The following is a 14,284-nucleotide window of genomic DNA, read 5'->3' as shown; positions in this document are numbered from 1 at the left end:
ATCGTCGCCGTGGCTATGCACTCATAGGAATAGGCAATCAGCAGATTGGTTTGGATATTCGCTCAAACCGCCCGTTTCCGTAGCCTGAAACACCACGTTCAGCCCTCGGAGATTCCCTCATGCTTATCGTCTACAACCCCGCCACCGGTGAAGAAATCGGCCGCGTTGCCAAGAACACCTCGGCTGAGGTCAAAGCGGCGGTCGACCGCACCTGCGCGGCGTTCCCTGAATGGTCTTCGACGCTCGCCAAGGAGCGCAGCGAGATCCTGCGCCGCTGGCACGACGCCGTTAAGGCTGACAAGGAAGCCTTTGCCGAACTGCTGTGCCGCGAAAACGGCAAGTGCCTCACCGAAGCCCGGGGCGAGATCGATTACGGCCTGGATTTTATCGAGTGGTACGCCGAAGAAGCCAAGCGCGTGTACGGCGACACCCTGCCCACCCACGACCGCAACGCCAACGTGCTGGTGACCAAGGAAGCCATTGGCCCTGTCGCGGCAATCACCCCGTGGAATTTCCCGTTCATGATGATCACGCGCAAAGTCGCCACAGCCTTGGCGGCGGGTTGCACCATGGTCATCAAACCTGCCGAAGACACGCCGCTCACCGCCTTCAAGCTGCTGGAATACGCGCGCAAGGCCGGTATCGAACCCGGCGTGCTGGAAGTGGTGGTCGGCGATCCCAGGGAGATCGGCCTGATCTTCACCGGCGACCCGCGTATTCGCAAAATCACCTTTACCGGCTCCACCGCTGTCGGCAAGTTGCTCGCGGCGCAATGCGCGGCCACCCTCAAGAAAATGACCCTGGAACTGGGCGGCAACGCGCCGTTTATCGTGTTCGAGGACGCCAACCTGGATGAGGCCGTCAAGGGCCTGGTCAGCGCCAAACTGCGCAACAGCGGGCAGGTGTGCATCTCGCCAAACCGGATTTTCGTGCAGCACAGCATCCTCGACGACTTCGTCCAACGGGTGCAGGCGGCCGTTGCCAAAATCGACGTGGATCAAGGCCTGCGCGAAGACTTTGTGGTCGGGCCGCTGGTCAATCAACTGGGTTTTGACAAAGTCGTCCGCCTGGTGGAAGACGCCAAGGCCGCCGGCGCCAGCGTGCTGATGGGCGGCAAGCCCCACGCCAGGGGCGGGTTGTTCTACGAACCCACCGTGTTGACCGGTTTGCGCGACGACTCGCCGCTGGCCACTGAGGAAATCTTCGGGCCGGTGTTCGCCTTCTATTCATTCAAGGATGAAGAGGAAGTCATCGCGCGCGCCAACCAGACGGAGTTTGGCCTGGTGGCGTATGCCTACACCCGCGCGCTGGGGCGATCGTTGCGGCTGTCGCGCCAACTGGAGGCTGGGATGGTCATCCTCAATTCCGGTTCGGTCGGCACCGCGTCGATTCCATTTGGCGGTATCAAGCAATCCGGCTATGGCCGTGAGGGCAGCTACTACGGAATCGAAGAGTACGTGCATGTGAAGTATGTGCTGATGGCGGGCGCGCAGTTCTAAGCGTTTAATCGCGTCCACAGCGAGCCGCCACACGGCGCTCGCTTTTTTGTAGTGGATTTGCCCTCGCCAGACGCGGATAGTTCGTCCCACTGACAGGACAATAGGTTGACCATGCAAGACCTCAACGACCTCTACTATTTCGCCAAAGTCGTCGAGGCCGGCGGCTTTGCGGCGGCCGGCCGGCTGCTGGGGATTCCCAAGTCACGGCTGTCACGGCGTATTGCCGAGCTGGAAGAACGCCTCGGCGCGCGCCTGTTGCAGCGCACCACCCGCCAATTGACCCTCACTGCGGTCGGCGAGCGTTATTTGCGCCATTGCCAGGCGATGCTGCTGGAAGCGGAAATGGCCGACGAGGCCGTGGCCAGTATGTCCAGCGAACCGCGCGGGCGCCTGCGGGTCAGTTGCCCGGTGGGCATGGCCCAGCACATGTTGCCGGACATGGTTGCCGGTTTTCTCGCCGCCCACCCGCTGGTGCAGCTGGAGATGACGCTGGTGAACCGCCGTGTCGACCTGGTGGCTGAGGGCATCGATGTGGCCCTGCGCGTGCGCGAGTCGGGCGATGAAGACCCGCTGCTGGTGACCAAGCGCCTGCGCCAGGCCCAGACCCTGCTGGTGGCCAGCCCTGAATTCATCCAGGGTCGGCACATCGACAGCCTCGAAGACCTCAAACAACTGCCGGTGCTCGGCGCGCTGGAGGCCGACCGCCTGGTCCACCTGCGCCTGATCGACCCGCAAGGCAACGCTCAGGACCTCGCGCTGGAAGCCCGCCTGGGCATCGACGACTTCATCGTGCGCAAGGCTTGTGCCCTCAAAGGCCTGGGTTTCACCGTCTTGCCGATGATGTACTGCGAAGAGGAATTGGCCAGCGGCCAATTGGTGCAGCTGCTGCCGCAATGGTCGTCGCCGGGCGGCTGGTTGCAGGCGGTGTACCCGCATCGCCGTGGCGTGCTGCCGGCCATTCGTGCCTGGATCGACTACCTGGAAGAAGCCTTCAAGGGCTGCGGAGACCGCTTGCTATGAAAATGACTGAAGCACACGTCGCCGCCTTCTGCCTGAGCCTGCCCGGCGCGCGGGAAGACTACAAATGGGGCGGCGTGCGGGTGTTCTCGATCGCCGGCAACAAGATGTTCGCCCTGCAGAACCTGCGGGGCGAATCGCTGGCGTTCAAGGTCGACAAGGACCTGTTCCTCGGCCATGTCGACCGCCCCGGCATCCACCCGGCGCCTTACCTGGCGCGGGCACAGTGGATCATCATGAACACGCCCTACCCGCTGGGCGCCGAGGAACTGCGTGGCCTGTTGCGGCGTTCTCACCAATTGGTGGTGAGCAAACTGCCCAAGCGCACGCAGATCGGGCTGTTGCTAGAAGATTGAAAGCAGCGTGCCGCCCAGGAATAACTGGTCGAGCCAGAACACCTCGTGCAGCAACACGATGACCCAGAACAGCACCTGGTACGACACCTTGCGCGTCTTGTGGCGGAACACCTGCTGGGCGATCAACGCCCCAGGCCACCCGCCGGCCAGTTCCACGGCGTGCAGGATGTTTTCGCGAACGCGCGGGCCTGCTGTCTCAGCCTTGCGCTTGTCACCCCAATAAAGAAAAAACGCCACCACGCTGACCACGCCATAGGCGGCCAGCGGGATCACTGTCTCACCGCGATGCCACACCAGCGCCGCTCCCAGCAGCGGCGCGGCGCACAGCAGCACAAAGATCAGCGCCTTGAGGCGCGGATGCTGAATGTTCATGGCTTGACCGCCGACCAGTCGATCCAGCCGAACTGCCAGGTCGCCAGGATCAGCACACCGAACGCGATGCGATACCAGGCAAAGGCCGCATAGCTGTGGCTGGCGATGAACTTGAGCAAGGCCTTGACCGCAATCATCGCAAAGATGAACGAGGTGACAAACCCGATGGCAAACACCGGCAGGTCATCGGGCTGGAACAAGTGACGGTACTTGTAGCCCGAATACAGGGCCGCGCCGACCATGGTTGGCATCGCCAGAAAAAACGAAAACTCGGTGGCGGTCTTGCGCGACAGGCCGAACAACAGGCCGCCAATGATGGTGGCGCCGGAGCGTGAGGTGCCCGGAATCATCGCCAGGCACTGGGCGACGCCGACCTTGAGCGCGTCTTTCCAGGTGATCTGGTCCACGGTTTCAGCATGGACCGCATGCTGGCGGCGCTCGGCCCACAACATGATCACGCCGCCCACGACCAGGGCGGTGGCCACGGTGATCGGGTTGAACAGGTAGTGCTTGATCAGGTCGGCAAAAATCACCCCCAGCACGATGGCCGGCGCCACCGCGATGATCAGGTTAGCCGTAAACCGCCGGGCACTGGGCTGGGTCGGCAGGCCGATAACCACGTCGAGGATCTTGCGCCGAAACTCCCAGACCACCGCCAGGATCGCGCCCAATTGAATGATGATGTTGAACGCCTCAAAGCGTTCGCCGCCGAAGCCGATCAAGTCGGCGACGATGATCTGGTGCCCGGTGCTGGAAATGGGCAGGAACTCTGTCAGCCCCTCCACCACGCCAAGAATCAATGCCTGTATGGCGGTCCAAAAATCCATGTATCCCCCAAAGGTCATGCCTGTCGGCATGCCTTGACTGTCTTTTTAATAGTTCACTGACGACAAGCGCACTCAAGTTCCGGTGCTGATTTTCAACATCGGTCTGCAAAAATTTCGTGAAAAATCAGGGAGTACTCAGGTTTTTCAATTACAGGCCGAAAGCCTATCAGACAAGCCGGAAATGTCGATGCAGCGCCCACAATTATAAAAAGCATGGAGTGACAGGACGATGAACAGTTTGCGCAGCATGTCGATCAGCCGCCGCCTCTGGCTGATCCTGATAGTCGCCGTGTTGATGCTGCTGACGTTGGGGCTGTTGATGCTCAAGCAGATCCATGGCGACCTTTACCAGGCCAAACGTCAGCAGACCCAGCACGTGGTGCAGACCGCCAGCGGGGTGCTGGCCTATTACCAGAACCTTGAGAAAACCGGCGTGCTCAGCCGTGAAGCCGCGCAGCAGCAGGCCCTGAGCGCGGTGCGTGGCCTGCGCTACGACCACGACGATTACTTCTGGATCAACGACCTGACGCCGGTGATGATCATGCACGCGGCCAACCCCAAGCTGGATGGCCAGAACCTCTCGGCGATCCGCGACCCGGACGGTTTTGCGGTGTTCAACGAATTCGTGATCCTGGCCAAGGCCAAGGGCGCCGGCATCGTCAACTATCGCTGGCCCAAACCTGGCGCCGAAGCGCCCGTGGAGAAAACTTCGTACATCCAGCTGTTCGAACCCTGGGGCTGGATTATCGGCTCCGGCGTGTACGTGGATGATGTGCAGGCCGAGTTCACGGGCCAGGTGTGGAAGGCCTCGCTGATTGGCCTGGGCATCGCCCTGCTGATGGCCGTGTTGGTCACCTTGATTGCGCGCAGCATCGTGACGCCGTTGCAGGCGGCGGTGAACGCCATGGCCAATATCGCCAGTGGCGAAAGCGACCTGACGCGCAGCCTCGACACCCACGGGCGCGACGAAGTCACCCAGTTGTCTCGGCACTTCAACAGCTTTACCGCCAAGCTGCGCCAGGTGGTCGGCCAGTTGCAGGTGTGCGCCAATGCGTTGGGCCAGTCGTCCACGGAATTGGGCAACAACGCCAGCCAGGCGCATGACCGCAGCCAACAGCAGTCGCAGCAGATGGAGCTGGTGGCGACGGCGATCAATGAAGTCACCTATGGCGTGCAGGACGTGGCGAAAAACGCCGAACATGCCGCCAGTGAGATGCGCGATGCCCAGGCCCAGGCGCAGCAGGGCCAGGTGAATATTGACGGTAGTTTGCAGCAGATCGACCAGCTTTCCGGCACCATCAGCCAGGCCGTGGAGGTGATTCGCACCTTGTCCAGCGAGAGCACGCAGATTGGTGGTGTGCTGGAAGTGATCCGCTCCATCGCTGACCAGACCAACCTGCTGGCGCTTAACGCGGCCATTGAGGCCGCACGCGCCGGGGAGCAGGGCCGTGGGTTTGCGGTGGTCGCCGATGAAGTGCGGCTGCTGGCTCAGCGTACGCAAAAATCCACTGCTGAAATCCAAGTGATGATTGAGCGTCTGCAGGGGCACTCGGAAGCGGCGGTCAAGGTGATCAGTGACAGCCATAGCGCTTCGCAGCTGACGATTGAACAGGCTGGGCAGGCCGGTGCCAGTCTTAACGCCATTGGTCAGGCGTTGCGTAACCTCAACGGGCTGAATGCCTCGATTGCCAGCGCGACCTTGCAACAGGCGCATGTGGTGGAGGATATCAACCAGAACGTCACCCAGGCGGCCGGGTTGTCTCACAGCACTGCGCTGGCGGCGGAGCAATCCAGCGTGGCGAGTGCGCATTTGCGTGGGTTGAGTGAGGAGTTGGACGGGTTGCTGCGGCAGTTCAAGGTTTAGCTTTTTTTTGGGGGGGGGGTGTACATATCCGGTGTTTGGGTGATGGCCGCTTTGGGTTCCGCCCTTACGGCGGGTCACTTTGGAAAAGCCCCAAAGTCACCAAAGGGCTCTTGCCCCACCACTCGGCACCTCGCTTGGGCTCGGTGTGCCCGAACGAAGGCTTGAATCCGTGGGCCGCCGTGACGGGCCATCCATGGCCCAACACGGCTAACCCGGCGTCCTGCCGGGTTAGCCACGGATTCAAGCCTGCGTTCGGCCAGCGTGGTTTAACGGGGCGCCTGAGATCAAAATCAAAAGCAAAGCACGGCGGCCTAGTAGCCGACCTGAGTGGTAGAAGCAAAAGCACAGCCGAGGCGGCCTGACAGCTGACCTGATCTTGAGAGCTGAACCCAATTCAATGTAGGAGCTGGCTTGCCTGCGATGGCATCAACTGGTTGTGCCTGATACACCGAGATGCCTGCATCGCAGGCAAGCCAGCTCCCACAGAAAGGCAAAGTAGCACGGTGCTGGCTGCTGAATTCGGTCAACTTGTGGGAGCGGGCTTGCTCGCGAATGCGGTGGTTCAGTCAGCTCATGGGTCACTGGCACACCGCCTTCGAGAGCAAGCCCGCTCCCACAGTTGATGCTCGAGTGGTAGAAGCAAAAGCACAGCCGAGGCGGCCTGACAGCCGACCTGATCTTGAGAGCTGAACCCAATTCAATGTAGGAGCTGGCTTGCCTGCGATGGCATCTACTGGTTGTGCCTGATACACCGAAGTGCCTGCATCGCAGGCAAGCCAGCTCCCACAGAAAAGCAAAGCAGCACGGTGCTGACAGTTGAACTCGGTCAACTTGTGGGAGCGGGCTTGCTCGAGTGGTAGAAGCAAAAGCAAAGCCGAGGCGGCCTGACAGCTGACCTGATCTTGAGAGCTGAACCCAATTCAATGTGGGAGCTGGCTTGCCTGCGATGGCATCAACTGGTTGTGCCTGATACACCGAGATGCCTGCATCGCAGGCAAGCCAGCTCCCACAGAAAAGCAAAGCAGTGCGACGCTGGCGGTCTGTACCCGGTCAAACTGTGGGAGCGGGCTTGCTCGCGAATGCGGTGGTTCAGTCAGCTCATGGGTCACTGGCACACCGCCTTCGCGAGCAAGCCCGCTCCCACAGTTGATGCTCAGTACATCTGGTGATGGGGTGTTGCTCAGCTTCTGCCACGCACGCCGTGCTCTGCTTTTGATTTTGATCTCAGGCACCTCGTCAAACCACGCCAGCCGCCATGACCGCAGCAATGTGTATACCTCCACATCCGCGTTTAAACATTCCTCACCTCTGGTTACAATTAGCGCCCTCTCCCACTCTCCCAAGGAACCGCCATGTCCGGGCTTGAATTGTTCGCCGCCGCCCTGGGGGTGATCGCTGTCTGGCTGACGGTCAAACAAAACCCTTGGTGCTGGCCCATCGGCCTGGTCATGGTGTTGCTCTACACCTGGGTGTTCTTCGACGTAAAGCTCTATTCCGACATGCTCCTGCAAGTGGTCTACGCCGCCCTGCAACTTTACGGCTGGTGGCAATGGACCCGCGCCGGCGAGGTCAAGCAAGGCCGTCAGGTCACGCGCCTCGGCGTGCCCGCGATCATGAGCAGCCTGGCCGTCGGCGCCGTCTTCAGCCTGCTGCTCGGCGCGGCCATGGCCCACTGGACCGACGCCGCCCAGCCGTGGCTCGACGCCGCCCTCACCGGCTTCAGCCTGGTGGCGCAAATGTGGATGGCGCAAAAACGCGTGCAATGCTGGCCACTGTGGATCGCCGTGGACGTGATCTTCGTCGGCCTGTTCCTCTACAAAGGCCTGTACCTCACCGCCGCGCTTTATGCCCTGTTCACCGCGATTGCCGTGCAAGGCTGGCGTGAATGGCGCAGCGACCCGGCGTTGCACGCATGAAAGTGGTGGTACTGGCAGGCCCCGAATCCAGCGGCAAAAGCTGGCTGGCGGCTGAACTGCATGCACACTTTGGCGGGCTGATGGTTGGCGAATACGTGCGGTATTTCATCGACCATCACCAACGCGACACCACCCTGGCGGATATTCCGGCGATCGCCCGCGGCCAACTGGCCTGGGAAGACGCCGCCCGCGCCGAACAGCCCAACCTGCTGGTGCTCGATACTCACCTGTTGACCAACAAACTGTGGAGCCAGACGCTGTTCGGCGACTACCCGGCCTGGCTGGACAACGAACTCCTGGCCCGGCATTACGACCTGCATCTGCTGCTGTCTCCCGAGGATGTGGAGTGGACCGCCGACGGCCAGCGCTGCCAACCGGAACTGGCTGATCGTCGGGCGTTTTTCCAGGGCAGCCTGGCGTGGATCGAACAGCACCAGCAGCCCGCCGTGGTGATTGGCGGCCATTGGCAGGCGCGGCGTGACAAGGCATTTGAAGCGGTGGCGCAGCTGCTGGCGTAAGGCCCGATCCTGAGTACCGACCATCGGGTCAACGCAGTCCCTTTCCTTCGGCGCCAGTCAATCTTCTAAAGGAGATTGGCCTATGAACATGCGCATTGTTGCTCGCCTGATTAACTTGCCGGAAAACCGTGGCGTTCGCGTCACCGCGGCAAAGCATCCTGTCTTGCTGGTGCGTGTCGGCGACCGGGTGCGCGCCTTCCAGGCCGACTGCCCGCACGCCGGCGCCCCGCTGGAAGAAGGTGTGATCTGTAACGGGCGGATCATCTGCCCCTGGCACAAAGCGGCGTTTGCCGTGGACAGCGGCGCCGTCATCGAACCTCCGGCACTGGTCGGGCTCACGCAATACCCGGTGCAGGTGCACGATGGCGTGGTCAGTGTTGGCGACGAGCCCATCGCCGCCGAAGCCGCGCCGGCGCGGGATGAACACCGCTGTTTAGCGGTCATCGGCGCTGGCGCGGCAGGCACTGCCGCCGTGGCGACGTTGCATCAGCAGGGCTTCAGCGGACGATTGCTGTGGATCGACCGCGAACAAGCTCCGGCCTACGACCGCACCGCCCTGAGTAAATTCGTGATCGCGGGCCAGATGACGCCCGAAGACACGCCGCCACTGCTGGATAAGCAGCCCATTGGCATTCACGGCGAAGTTCAGCGCCTGGACGCCCGCGCCAAACGCATCGAACTCGCCGACGGTCGTCACTTCGACTATGACGCGGCCCTGGTCGCCACCGGAGGCGAAGCGCAACCACTGGACATCCCCGGCGCCATATTGAGCCACGTGTTTGTATTGCGCAGCCGCGAGGATGCAGCGCGAATCGATGAAGCAGCGCAGTCGGCAGCGTGCGCGGTGATTGTCGGCGACAGTTTTATCGGCCTGGAAGCCGCGTCCGCCTTGCGCCAACGGGGCCTGGTGGTGCAGGTGGTCAGCCGCCATGACATTCCTCTCGCTGCGCAATTGGGCAAGCGCATCGGTGCGGCCATTCGCCAATTGCACGAAGACAATGGCGTGATCTTTCACTGCAACACCGAGCCCGAACGCTTCGACGGTCACGGCGCGGTGAGTACCGTGCTGCTTAAAAACGGCAAGCGCCTGGCGGCAGACCTGGTGGTAATGGGCGTTGGCGTCACACCCGCCACAGGCTTTATCCAGGACGTCGACAAAGCCGAGGATCAGTCGCTGAACGCAGACAGTCATTTACAGGTGGCGCCTGGGTTATGGGCGGCCGGCGACAACGTGACTTTTGCCTGGCGTCAGCAGCCGACACGCATCGAGCACTGGCGCGTGGCCCAGCAACTGGCCGTGCTGGCCGCGCGCAATATGCTTGGAGACACGCAGGTGTACGCCGACGTGCCCTTCTTCTGGACCTACCACTTCGACAAAACCTTTGAAGTGCTCGGCCACCCGCTGCACTGGAACCGCCTGCACGTGGAAGGTGATGTGAGTCGTCACGACTTCATTGCCTTGCTGTGCCGTGATGATCAAGTGGAAGCCGTGATTGCCTGCGAACATCAGCAAGCCATGGCGCGCCTGTCACAACGCATGCAGCACCCCTTGGGCAAAGCCGAGGCCTTGGCCATTATTCGCGCTGATTAGCGCTTTTTGCGGGTGCTCAGTTGAATCCATGTCGGTGCATGGTCGCTGGCGTGCGGCTCGTTGCGCACCCAGGCGTCCACGCCGGCGTCTTTGAGGTAAGGCCTGAGCGCGGGATTGAGCAGCAGGTGATCGATACGCAGCCCGGAATTGGTCTGCCAGTGCTGACGGAAGTAATCCCAGAAGGTGTAGACGCGCTCTTCGGGGTACAGATGGCGCAGCGAATCGGTCCAACCCTGCTCCAGCAGGCGCTGATAACACGCGCGGCTCTCGGGTTGCAGCAAAGCGTCCTTGAGCCAGGAGCGCGGGTTGTAGATGTCGAGGTCGGTGGGCACCACATTGAAATCCCCGGCCAGCAGCACCGGGTGTTCGCTGACTTGCAGCGCCTGGGCGTAGTCAATCAGCCGTTCGAACCAGGCCAGTTTGTACTCAAATTTCGGCCCAGGCTGCGGGTTGCCATTGGGCAGATACAGGCAACCGACCAACACGCCATGCACCGCGGCTTCCAGGTAACGGCTTTGCGTGTCGCTGTCATCGCCCGGCAATCCGCGCCGGCTCTCCAGCGGCTGGGCATCGCGCGCCAAAATGGCCACGCCGTTCCACGAGGCCTGGCCCAGGCAGATCGCACCGTAGCCGGCTGCTTCGAAGTCGGCATAGGGAAACAGGCTTTGCGGCGCCTTGAGCTCTTGCAGGCAGACAATATCGGGCTGCTCGCGCTCAAGCCATTGCAGCAGGTTGGGCAGACGGGCACGGATGCCGTTGATATTGAAGGTGGCGATTTTCAGCGCTTTCATCGGTCCGGTCCTTTCAGGGCTCTTGGGGTAGAACCTGAAAGCGGCGCGGATGTTCAATCCAAACCACGCTCCAGGTTGGCATTCACGCGCAGCAATAACGCCAGCAGCGTCGCCTCTTCCTCAGCGCTGAAGCCCTGCATCGCCTGCGCCGTGCCCTGCACCATCACGGCGTAGGCCGCAGGCATGCGTTCACGCACCGCATCGGTGAGGGTGATCAGGCGGCTGCGTTTGTCTGCGGGGTCGACCATGCGCTGGATCATTCCATCACGCTCCATGCGCCCCAGCAGCTGCGCCATGCTCGACTGCTCGACACGGGCGATGCGCACCAATTCAGCCTGGGGCAGACCCTCGCTCTGCTTGAGCGCCACCAGCACCGGAATTTGCGCCACGGCAAACCCCAACGCGCGTAGCTGGCCCTCGTAAAGGCGGATAAAACCGCGGTTGGCGAGACCGATCTGTTGCATGGGATTGGGTGACGGGGTTTGAACATTCATGGGGTCGTTGACTTTCCATAGGAGCCTATGCATCAAATGTATAGGATCCTATAAACATCGCCAAGGGCCATTTCAATGATCATTCCAACGCGTATTGCGATTGTCGGCGCCGGTCCTGGCGGATTGACCCTGGCGCAAATCCTCACGCGTCATGGCGTCGCCGTCAGCGTGTTCGAGCGCGAACGCGGGCCGCTGGAACGCCCGCAAGGCGGGACGCTCGACCTGCATGTCGACTCCGGCCAACTGGCGCTGCAACGTGCCGGCCTGGAAGACGCCTTCAACCGGATCGCGCGCTACGAAGACCAAGGCTCACGGTTGATGGATCAACACGCTCGCCTGCTGTTCGAAGCCCCCAACCCTGATGCCGGAGACCGCCCGGAGGTCGACCGCACGGCCTTGCGCCAGATCCTGCTGGAGGCGCTGCCCGCAGGCTGTGTGAACTGGGGCGTCGGCATCAGCGCCATTCGCCCGGCCGAGCACGCACGCTGGACGCTGCACCAGGGCGAGATCAGCCACGGCCCATTCGATCTGGTCGTCGGTGCCGATGGCGCCTGGTCCAAAATCCGGCCGCTGCTGTCGCCTTACGTGCCGCAGTACAGCGGGCTGACGTTTATCGAGTTCGGCATCGATGATGTCGACCGCCAACACCCGCACATCGCCAGGCTGGTCGGTCGCGGCAAACTGGAAGTCGAAGGCGGCGCCAAGGCGATCATCGTGCAACGCAATGCCAACGCGCACTTGCGCGGCTACGCGATCTTCCGCGTGCCCACCGACTGGGCCGCCGCACCCCGCAGTGTGTCTGCGCTCAAAGCCCAGTTCGAAGGCTGGCACGCGGACATCCTGGCGTTATTTGAAGCGGCCAACGAAACCGTGCTGACGCGGCACATCTACGCCCTGCCCGTGGGCCATCGCTGGAACCACCGTCAGGGGTTGACGTTGATCGGCGATGCAGCGCACCTGATGTCGCCATTTGGTGGCGAAGGCGTCAATGCAGCGATGCTCGATGCGGCCGAACTGGCGCAGCATCTGCTCCAGACGCCTGACTGCTCGGCAGCAGTGCAGGCTTATGAAAACCACATGTTCGAGCGTGTGATGCCGGCCGCCAGAGACAGCGCCGAAGGCGCCGCCACCCAGTTATCCCATGACAGCCTGGCGCTGTCCCTGGCCCACCTGCATCACCACCTCACGCCTCAGTAGCCCAGGGACAGACCGGTATTGCGGCGCGGGTCGTTGGCCCCGTAGAAACGGTTGTTGCCCACCGGCTTGCCCCCCAGGGAAGGCGCGCCCACCAGGATTGCGGCCAGGTGGTTGGCATCCTGAGGCCCGGCAAACTTGTGGCCCCAGCTCTCGAGGATTTTCTGGGTGTCCGGGCTCACCGCGAAGGTCTCCAGGTTGGTGGTTTCAGGCATCCACTGCTGGTGGAAACGCGGCGCATCGACGGCTTCCTGGATGTTCATCTTGTAGTCGATGACATTCAGGATGGTCAGCAAGGTCGCGGTGATAATCCGGCTGCCCCCTGGCGTACCGACCACCATCACGGCCTTGCCGTCCTTGGTCACGATGGTCGGGCTCATCGACGACAGCGGCGCCTTGCCGGGTGCGATGGCGTTGGCTTCACCCTGGACCAGCCCGTACATATTCGGCACGCCGACCTTGACGGTGAAGTCATCCATTTCATCGTTGAGGATCACGCCGGTCTTGCTCGCCATCACACCGGCACCGAACCAGTCGTTGAGGGTGTAGGTCACCGACACTGCGTTGCCCCACTTGTCGACGATGGAATAGTGCGTGGTGTTGTTGCCTTCATGCGGCGACACGCCCGGCTTGATCGCCTGGGAATCCCCGGCCTTCTGCGGTTCGATGGCCGCGCGCAGCTTGGCGGCGTAGTCCTTGTCCAGCAGGTGGGCGATCGGGTTCTTCACGAAGTCCGGGTCGCCGAGGTAGCTGTTACGGTCCACGTAGGCGTGGCGCATCGCTTCGATCTGGTAGTGCAGGCCTTGGGCCGAGTGATAGCCCAGTTCCGCCATCGGGTAGCCTTCGAGGATGTTCATGATCTGGCAGATCACCACGCCGCCCGAGCTCGGCGGCGGTGCCGAGACCACGTGGTAGCCACGGTAATCGCACTCGATGGGCGCCAGTTCGCGGGTCTTGTATTTGTCGAGGTCGGCCTGGGTGATGATGCCCTTGCCGGCCTGGCTGGAATCCACCAGGGCCTTGGCGACCCAACCTTTATAGAAGCCGTCGGTGCCCTTGGCGGAGATTTCCTTGAGGGTCTTGGCCAGGTCTTTCTGCACCAGTTTCTGGCCGACCTGCATCGGTTGGCCGTTGTGCAGGAAGATCGCGCGCAGGTCTTTGTCTTTCTCGAACTCACCGGTGGCGGTGTGCAGCAGGTCGATATCGCCCTGCTCCAGTTCAAAGCCGTTTTCCGCCAGCTTGATCGCCGGGGCAATCACTTGGTCGCGCTTGAGCGTCCCGTACTTGCTCAGCGCGGTTTCCATGCCGGACACGGTGCCGGGCACGCCGACCGCCAGGTGGCCCTTGGCGCTGAGGCCTTCGACGACCTTGCCGTCTTTGTCCAGGTACATGTCGGCGGTGGCCGCCAGGGGGGCTTTTTCGCGGAAGTCCAGGAAGGTCTTGCGCCCATCCGCCAGTTGCACGGTCATGAAGCCGCCGCCACCGAGGTTACCCGCCGCCGGGTACACCACCGCCAGCGCATAGCCCACGGCCACGGCCGCATCGACTGCGTTGCCGCCGGCCTTGAGCACATCCACACCCACATGAGTGGCCAAATGCTGGGCGGTGACTACCATGCCGTTTTCACCGGCCACCGGGGCCTGGGAAGCGGCGTGCACACCGCTGACCGTCAGCACCAGAGCGGTGGCGATTAAGGTGCGGCTGAAGGGTTGGTATTTCATCCATGGCTACTCTAGTTATTGGGATGCACCAAAATAGCCCGACTCGGATCCAATCCCCAGCGCAGTGGCGTTTTTATTACAGAACTTGTCGGTCACAGAACGGCCGCGAAAAAGCCCATGCTAT

Annotated in this window: 13 protein-coding genes; 8 read left to right on the top strand and 5 right to left on the bottom strand. The window is 62.0% G+C overall.

Going from position 1 to position 14,284, the window contains the following annotated elements:
• Positions 1–119 precede the first annotated feature (119 nt).
• The 3 genes from AACU78_RS23005 to AACU78_RS22995 all read left to right on the top strand — a co-directional run bounded on the left by AACU78_RS23005 (position 120) and on the right by AACU78_RS22995 (position 2,872).
• Positions 120–1,499, top strand: a complete 1,380-nt coding sequence (locus tag AACU78_RS23005) for an NAD-dependent succinate-semialdehyde dehydrogenase (protein WP_106577975.1) — start codon at positions 120–122, stop codon at positions 1,497–1,499.
• 111 nt (positions 1,500–1,610) lie between these two features.
• On the top strand, positions 1,611–2,519 hold the full coding sequence (locus AACU78_RS23000; protein ID WP_106577974.1) for a LysR substrate-binding domain-containing protein: 909 nt from the start codon (positions 1,611–1,613) through the stop codon (positions 2,517–2,519).
• Positions 2,516–2,872 (top strand): MmcQ/YjbR family DNA-binding protein, encoded by a 357-nt coding sequence (locus AACU78_RS22995; protein WP_106577973.1) that lies wholly within the window; start codon positions 2,516–2,518, stop codon positions 2,870–2,872. The genes AACU78_RS23000 and AACU78_RS22995 overlap by 4 nt, the downstream gene beginning before the upstream one ends.
• Here the strand turns inward: AACU78_RS22995 and AACU78_RS22990 are convergent.
• Positions 2,861–3,244, bottom strand: coding sequence for a DUF1294 domain-containing protein (locus AACU78_RS22990; RefSeq protein WP_106577972.1), 384 nt, complete (start codon positions 3,242–3,244; stop codon positions 2,861–2,863). The two genes, AACU78_RS22995 and AACU78_RS22990, sit on opposite strands and share 12 nt — an antisense overlap.
• Positions 3,241–4,071 carry an undecaprenyl-diphosphate phosphatase gene (locus AACU78_RS22985; RefSeq protein WP_106577971.1) on the bottom strand — a complete coding sequence of 277 codons (831 nt, stop codon included), beginning with the start codon at positions 4,069–4,071 and terminating at the stop codon, positions 3,241–3,243. Before AACU78_RS22985 ends, AACU78_RS22990 begins: the two co-directional genes overlap by 4 nt.
• Before the next feature lie 229 nt (positions 4,072–4,300).
• Between AACU78_RS22985 and AACU78_RS22980 the strand changes: the two genes are divergently transcribed.
• From AACU78_RS22980 to AACU78_RS22965, 4 genes are all read left to right on the top strand, one after another.
• Positions 4,301–5,935, top strand: a complete 1,635-nt coding sequence (locus AACU78_RS22980; protein ID WP_106577970.1) for a methyl-accepting chemotaxis protein — start codon at positions 4,301–4,303, stop codon at positions 5,933–5,935.
• Positions 5,936–7,287: 1,352 nt separating this feature from the next.
• Complete coding sequence (pnuC, locus tag AACU78_RS22975) at positions 7,288–7,851, top strand: nicotinamide riboside transporter PnuC (RefSeq protein WP_106577966.1); 564 nt, start codon at positions 7,288–7,290, stop codon at positions 7,849–7,851.
• Positions 7,848–8,369 carry an AAA family ATPase gene (locus AACU78_RS22970; RefSeq protein WP_106577965.1) on the top strand — a complete coding sequence of 174 codons (522 nt, stop codon included), beginning with the start codon at positions 7,848–7,850 and terminating at the stop codon, positions 8,367–8,369. The genes pnuC and AACU78_RS22970 overlap by 4 nt, the downstream gene beginning before the upstream one ends.
• 82 nt (positions 8,370–8,451) lie before the next feature.
• Complete coding sequence (locus AACU78_RS22965; protein WP_106577964.1) at positions 8,452–9,960, top strand: FAD-dependent oxidoreductase; 1,509 nt, start codon at positions 8,452–8,454, stop codon at positions 9,958–9,960.
• Here AACU78_RS22965 and xth read toward each other — a convergent pair.
• Both xth and AACU78_RS22955 read right to left on the bottom strand, forming a co-directional pair.
• On the bottom strand, positions 9,957–10,751 hold the full coding sequence (gene xth / locus AACU78_RS22960; RefSeq protein WP_106577963.1) for an exodeoxyribonuclease III: 795 nt from the start codon (positions 10,749–10,751) through the stop codon (positions 9,957–9,959). The genes AACU78_RS22965 and xth overlap by 4 nt on opposite strands.
• A gap of 53 nt (positions 10,752–10,804) precedes the next feature.
• The gene (locus AACU78_RS22955) at positions 10,805–11,245 is read right to left on the bottom strand and encodes a MarR family winged helix-turn-helix transcriptional regulator (protein ID WP_106577962.1); all 441 of its coding nucleotides are present in this window, start codon (positions 11,243–11,245) and stop codon (positions 10,805–10,807) included.
• A gap of 75 nt (positions 11,246–11,320) precedes the next feature.
• On the opposite strand from AACU78_RS22955, the gene AACU78_RS22950 reads away from it, so the two are divergent.
• The gene (locus AACU78_RS22950) at positions 11,321–12,442 is read left to right on the top strand and encodes an FAD-dependent oxidoreductase (RefSeq protein ID WP_106577961.1); all 1,122 of its coding nucleotides are present in this window, start codon (positions 11,321–11,323) and stop codon (positions 12,440–12,442) included.
• On the opposite strand, the gene ggt is transcribed toward AACU78_RS22950, so the two are convergent.
• Positions 12,436–14,160: a gamma-glutamyltransferase gene (gene ggt / locus AACU78_RS22945; RefSeq protein WP_106577960.1), complete on the bottom strand. Its 1,725-nt coding sequence runs from the start codon at positions 14,158–14,160 to the stop codon at positions 12,436–12,438. The two genes, AACU78_RS22950 and ggt, sit on opposite strands and share 7 nt — an antisense overlap.
• Positions 14,161–14,284: the final 124 nt, after the last annotated feature.

The sequence above is a fragment of the Pseudomonas sp. R9.37 genome (assembly GCF_963878885.1).
Lineage (GTDB): Bacteria > Pseudomonadota > Gammaproteobacteria > Pseudomonadales > Pseudomonadaceae > Aquipseudomonas.
This window is presented reverse-complemented; position numbering and strand designations above follow the sequence as displayed.